The organism is Paraburkholderia sp., assembly GCF_035948235.1.
Lineage (GTDB): Bacteria > Pseudomonadota > Gammaproteobacteria > Burkholderiales > Burkholderiaceae > Paraburkholderia.
This window is the reverse complement of the sequence record NZ_DASZJJ010000143.1, coordinates 1-5763: the sequence shown is the minus strand read 5'-3', so window position 1 is coordinate 5763 and position 5763 is coordinate 1. Positions and strand designations below refer to the sequence as shown.

At 64.5% G+C, this 5763-nt stretch carries 5 protein-coding genes; 3 read left to right on the top strand and 2 right to left on the bottom strand.

Translation table 11 applies throughout. The features are described from left to right. Positions 1 to 671: porin (locus VG320_RS12745; RefSeq protein WP_327200468.1), on the bottom strand; the 671-nt coding region annotated here is incomplete at its 3' end. A 174-nt stretch (positions 672 to 845) separates the two neighbouring features. Continuing rightward, positions 846 to 2759, bottom strand: coding sequence for a bifunctional sugar phosphate isomerase/epimerase/4-hydroxyphenylpyruvate dioxygenase family protein (locus tag VG320_RS12740; RefSeq protein ID WP_327200469.1), 1914 nt, complete (start codon positions 2757 to 2759; stop codon positions 846 to 848). A 307-nt stretch (positions 2760 to 3066) separates the two neighbouring features. Between VG320_RS12740 and aroQ the strand changes: the two genes are divergently transcribed. The 3 genes from aroQ to VG320_RS12725 form a co-directional block, all read left to right on the top strand. After that, a complete protein-coding gene (gene aroQ / locus VG320_RS12735) occupies positions 3067 to 3552 on the top strand; it encodes a type II 3-dehydroquinate dehydratase (RefSeq protein WP_327200467.1) in 486 nt (161 codons plus the stop codon). After that, the gene (locus tag VG320_RS12730) at positions 3549 to 4442 is read left to right on the top strand and encodes a shikimate dehydrogenase (protein WP_327200466.1); all 894 of its coding nucleotides are present in this window, start codon (positions 3549 to 3551) and stop codon (positions 4440 to 4442) included. Before aroQ ends, VG320_RS12730 begins: the two co-directional genes overlap by 4 nt. Positions 4443 to 4513: 71 nt before the next feature. Beyond that, on the top strand, positions 4514 to 5763 hold a 1250-nt coding region (locus tag VG320_RS12725), incomplete at its 3' end, for an MFS transporter (protein ID WP_327200465.1).

Genomic DNA, 5763 nt, shown 5'->3' with positions numbered 1-5763 from the left:
GACGTATCGAAACCGCTCGTGAGCGCGGCGTTATCCATGCGCAGAATCGCGGCGGCGAGCGAAATCGGGCCGTTGTTGTAGCGCAGCGCGGCGCTCCAGGTCTGGCCCTTGCCCGTGCTGCCCGCGATGCCGCCGAACGCGTACATTGCGCTCGCCTGCAGGCCGTACCACGTCGGCGAGGTGTAGATCGCTGAGTTGTTGATGCGCACCGTGGTGTCGAGTCCGTCGATATCGCCGGGGTGCGCGCCGGTTGCGCCGGTGAGCCAGTTGCTGCCCGTGAGCGGGCCGACGAACTGGTAGTAGGGCGTGTACTGGCGGCCCAACGTGAAGGTGCCCGCCTGGTTGTTCTTCAGGCCAACGTAAGCCTGACGGTTGAACAGCAGGCCGGCCGACTGCAGCGCACCGCTGTTGGGATCGAAGCCGTTCTGCAGGTCGAAGATCGCGTAGGTGCCGCCGCCGAGATCTTCCTTGCCGAGCAAACCGAATTTCGAGGCATAGACGTTACCCTGGCGCAGGTAGACGTTCGAGTGACCATTCTGGTTGTTGACGTAGGTGATCGCGTCGTCGACCGCGCCGTAGAGCGTCACGCTGCTCTGCGAAAATGCCGGGTTAGCGATCAGCGCGGCGCCCGCCGCCACGAAAATGCCGGGGCCGAAGCCAGTCTTCTTCATCGTTTGCGTCTCCAATAAAAGGCAGGATTACTTATTGTTTTGAATCGAACCGCACCAGAATGTGCGGGGTGGGCCGCCTGCGCGGCGCCGGGTCTCAGGTTTTTTTAATCAGGTCTGGCGTGACCTTCTTATCGTGAGGGCTCGTAGTGCATGTGCTGATCTGGCGGATTGGGTTTATTCGGCCTGTTCGCGCGCCGTCCGCGCACGCTGGCGAGCCTGAGCGGCCAGCCGCACGGCCGCATTCGGCGCACCGTAGCCGTCGTAACCGCCGCGCCGTTCGACCAGCTCGACAAAGAAGCGCTGGTCGAGCGTTTCGGTATAGGCATGCAGGAATTCGCCGCCTTTTTCATCGCGATCGTAGAGCAGGTTGTGCTGGCGCAGCGCGTCGAGGAAATCGGCGGGCATGGCAAAACGCGCTTCCAGATCGTCGTAGTAATTGGCGGGCACGCGCAGCAGCGGTACGCCCGCGGCTTCGAATTCGGTCACGGCGCGGAAGATATCGCCGGTACTGAAGGCCACGTGATTCAGGCCCGTGCCGTGATAGGCGCGCACGGTTTCCGCAGCAGCGGTGTGCTGGTCGACCGAGGCGTTGAGCACCACGCGCAGGCCGCGATCGGCGCTGAACAGCGCACGGCTGCGCACGAGCCCATACGGATCGGGCACCAGCACGGCGGCGCTCGCCTGCAGGCCGAACACCGACTTCAGGAACAGCACCCACGAATCGAACGAACCAGCCGGCAGCGAAAGACTCACGTGATCGATGCCCGTGATCGGGCCGACTTCGGTGGGACCGTCCACATCGGTGAGTACGAAGTCGGCTTCGAACAGCGTCGGCTTGCCCGGCTCTTCGTTAACGAAGTAGTTAAGACTGCCGTCCGGCGCCTGAACGGCGGGCACCACGCGCTCGTTCGGACCCACCCGGCCCGAGAACGGCTGATAGCCAAAGCCCGCCGCCCGTTCGAGCGCGAGGCGCGCGTCGTCCACGCGCAGCGCTGAGGCGCACAGCGACAGACCATGGCGCTGGAAAAACGCATCGGCGAACGAATCGGGTTCGGCGTTCAGCACGATGGCGGCCGAGCCGTGCTGATAAAGCGTCACATCCTTCGAACGATGCTGGCCGGCGCGGCGGAAATGCAGCTTGTCGAGCAGACCCGCCACGTGTTCGCGCGCGTCGCCATTGACCGCGAATTCGAGGAATTGCCACTGCGTATGCGCGGGCGCGGCGGGCGGCGTGTAGAGCGTCGCGCCGTCGGCCTTCTCGTGATTCTTTGCCAGTTCTTCGTGCGTGAGGGCTTCGAGCAGCAGCAGCGAGCGATGGCCGTCCGCTGCGGTTGCCGCCGTTGGCGCGCCACGGAAGCCGTCATTGAAGATTTCCAGCGAAAGCGGGCCCTGATAGCCGCTTTTCACCACCTGCGCGGTGAAATCGGCCAGCGCGAAGTCGCCTTGACCGGGGAAGCAGCGGTAATGACGGCTCCATTCGAGCACGTCCATCTGCATCTTCGGTGCATCGGCGATTTGCACGAAACCGATGCGATCGCCCGGAATCGACGCAATCGCATCAGGCGTATCGTCGAGCGAAAGCGTATGGAAGCTGTCCAGCGCGAGCGTGAGATTGGGATGATTCACGGCGTCCACCAGCTTCCAGGCATGGCGATAAGTCCGCACGTTGCGACCCCAGGCCAGTGCCTCGTAGCAGGTCACAACGCCCGCTTCGGCGGCCACTTGCGCGAGACGGCCAAGCTGGTCGATGGCGAGCGCATCGTCGTCGATCGCATCGGGGGCGACGCTGCTGCACACCAGCAGGCGATCGGCGCCCAGTTCGTGCATCACGTCGAATTTGCGCTTGACGCGTTCCACATTGCGCGCGAGGCGCTCGGCGCTCACGCCCTCGAAATCGCGGAACGGCTGATAGAGCACGATCGCAAGGCCATGATCGGCGGCCATGCGGCGCACGTCGGCGGGCGAGCCTTCGAAATAGAGCAGGTCGTTTTCAAAGATCTCGACGCCCGTGAAGCCGGCGGCGCTGATCGCGGCGAGCTTTTCCGCGAGCGTGCCGCTGATCGACACGGTCGCGATCGAGCGGCACAGAGGGGAAAGAGCGGAGGCGGCTGAAGCTTGGGGCGTCTGGATCATGGCGTGGCGCTGCGGCGGCAATAACGTTAAGCATAGAACCCGCGATCAGGACCAGGGGCGGCCCGCACCGCAGGATTGTCGCAAGAATAGCCAAACTAACTAGTTAGTACAAATTCTCGGAAACCCCAGGGTGACCTGAGGGCGCGCGCGCGGCACACTGGCGGCCATGCGTCGGGTGTGCCCATTGGCCGCAAGCATGAATGCATGCAGAGCGAATGTGCGCAAAGACCGCGCCTGTCGAGACGTCGTAGTGGAGCGTGTAATGCAATTGCCGTCGGTACTGGTCCTCAATGGACCGAATCTGAATCTGCTGGGAACGCGGGAACCCGCGGTCTATGGGTCCGAAACGCTGGACGACGTGGCGCAGCGCTGCCGCGAAGCCGGCGAGCGTCTGAATCTTTCGATCGACTTTCGTCAATCGAACGCCGAGCATCAACTGATCGACTGGCTGCACGAGACGCGCACGCAAGTGGCGGGCATCGTCATCAATCCCGCTGCCTACACGCACACTTCGGTCGCGCTGGCCGACGCGCTTACCGCCGTCGCCAAGCCCGTGATCGAGGTGCATATTTCCAACGTGCATCAGCGCGAAGCGTTCCGGCACCACTCGTTTGTCTCGGCGGTGGCGTCGGGGATCATCGTCGGCTGCGGCACGCAGGGTTATGTGCTAGCGCTCGAGCGCATGGCGACGCTGCTTTCGGCTCAAGTCAACACGCAAGCCGCAACGGCACAGAAGGGGGCGCAATGAGTGCACAGAACAACAGCCTCAAGCCGCGCTCGTTCCTGTGCGGCCTGATCGGCAAGGGCATTGCCGGTTCGCTCACGCCCGCGATGCATGAGAAAGAAGGGCGCGAGCTGGGCTACAACTATGTGTATCGACGTCTCGATCTCGATCCGCTCGGTCTCACGATCGACAATCTGCCGGAGCTGCTGCTCACGGCGCAGCGCGCGGGCTTCGACGGCCTGAATATCACGTATCCCTGCAAGCAGGCTGTGATTCCGCTGCTCGACGAGCTTTCGGACGATGCACGCGCGCTCGGCGCCGTCAATACGGTGCTGTTCCGCGACGGCAAGCGCATCGGTCACAACACCGACTGGTCGGGCTTTGCGACGGCGTTCAAGCGCGGTCTGCCCGACGTGTCGCTCGAAGCGGTTGTGCAACTGGGCGCGGGCGGCGCCGGCGCGGCGGTCGCGCATGCAGCACTGCAGATGGGCGCCCGTGCGCTCACGCTATTCGATGTCGATGCCGATCGCGCGGCCACGCTCGCCGCCGAATTGCAGGCGCGTTTCCCGGCTGCGCGCGTGAGCGCGGGCACGAGCGCAACGCTTGAAGCGACGCTGGCCAGCGCGACGGGCCTGATTCACTGCACGCCTACCGGCATGGCCAAGCTGCCCGGCCTGCCGCTGCCCGCCGAGTATCTGCACGCGGGTCTGTGGGTCGCCGATATCGTCTATTTCCCGATCCGCACGGCGCTGCTCGAAGCCGCCGAGGCACGCGGCTGCCGTACGTTGAGCGGCGGCGGCATGGCGGTGTATCAGGCGGTGGACGCGTTCCGGCTGTTCACGGGCCTCGAGCCCGACGCAGAGCGCATGTACGCGCATTTGCAGGCGATGTTGGCGCAGGACGCGGGCCAATAACAGAAACGCACAGATAGAAGCACAAAGACCACAACGAGCCTTTCAAGGGCAAACAGGATCAGGAGACAGAAATGGCACCACCCGTATCCACGGGGCGCGACGCGCCTGGCGTCGCTGCCGCACCTGCACAGGGCGCGCTGCGCCGCACGAAAGCGCGTTACCGCATCCTCGGATTGCTCGCGATCGGCACGATGATCAACTACCTCGACCGCACGGTGCTCGGCATCGCGGCGCCGCAGCTGACGAAGGAGCTCGGTATCAACGCGGCGCTCATGGGGGTGGTGTTCTCCGCGTTTTCGTGGAGTTATGTGGTCGCGCAGATTCCGGGCGGCGTGTTTCTCGACCGCTTCGGCAGCAAGCTCACCTATTTCCTGTCGATGACGCTCTGGTCGCTCTGCACGCTGGTGCAGGGCTTCGTCGGTAGCGTGGGTGCGTTGTTTGCCTGCCGTCTGGGGCTGGGCGCCGCCGAATCGCCGTGCTTCCCGACCAATAGCCGTGTGGTGGCGACCTGGTTCCCGCAGCACGAACGTGCCTTCGCGACCGGCACCTACACGGTGGGCGAGTACATCGGTCTGGCGTTTTTCAGCCCGTTCCTGTTCGCGCTGATGGGTGCGTACGGCTGGCGCTCGCTGTTTTACGTGGTGGGCGGCGTGGGCATCGTGTTCGGCTTGATCTGGTGGGCGTTCTACCGCGAGCCGCACGATCACCCGGCGGCCAACCGCGCGGAACTCGACTATATCGAGGCGGGCGGGGGCCTGGCGAAGCACGAACGCAAGGTGGAAGCGGCCGCACAGGATGGCACCCAGGCGACGGACAAGAAAGGCGGTTTCGACTGGCGCATGGCCGGCAAGCTGCTGCGCAAGCGCCAGCTCGCGGGGATTTGCCTCGGCCAGTTCGCCGGTAATTCGACGCTGGTGTTCTTCCTGACGTGGTTCCCGACCTATCTGGCCACCGAGCGCCACATGGGCTGGCTCAAGATCGGCTTCTTCGCGATCATGCCGTTTATCGCCGCGTCGGTGGGTGTGATGTTCGGCGGCACGTTCTCGGACTGGATGCTGCGTCGCGGCGTCTCCGCCAACGTGGCGCGCAAGCTGCCGATCATCGCCGGGCTGCTGCTGGCGTCGAGCATCATTCTCGCCAACTTCGTCGAGAGCAACGTGGCCGTGATCGCCATCCTGTCCGTGGCGTTCTTCGCCCAGGGCATGGCCGCGCTGGGCTGGACGCTGGTGTCGGATATCGCGCCGGCCGGCATGCTCGGCCTGACGGGCGGCATCTTCAACCTGGCCGCCAACCTCGCAGGCATCATCACGCCGCTGGTCGT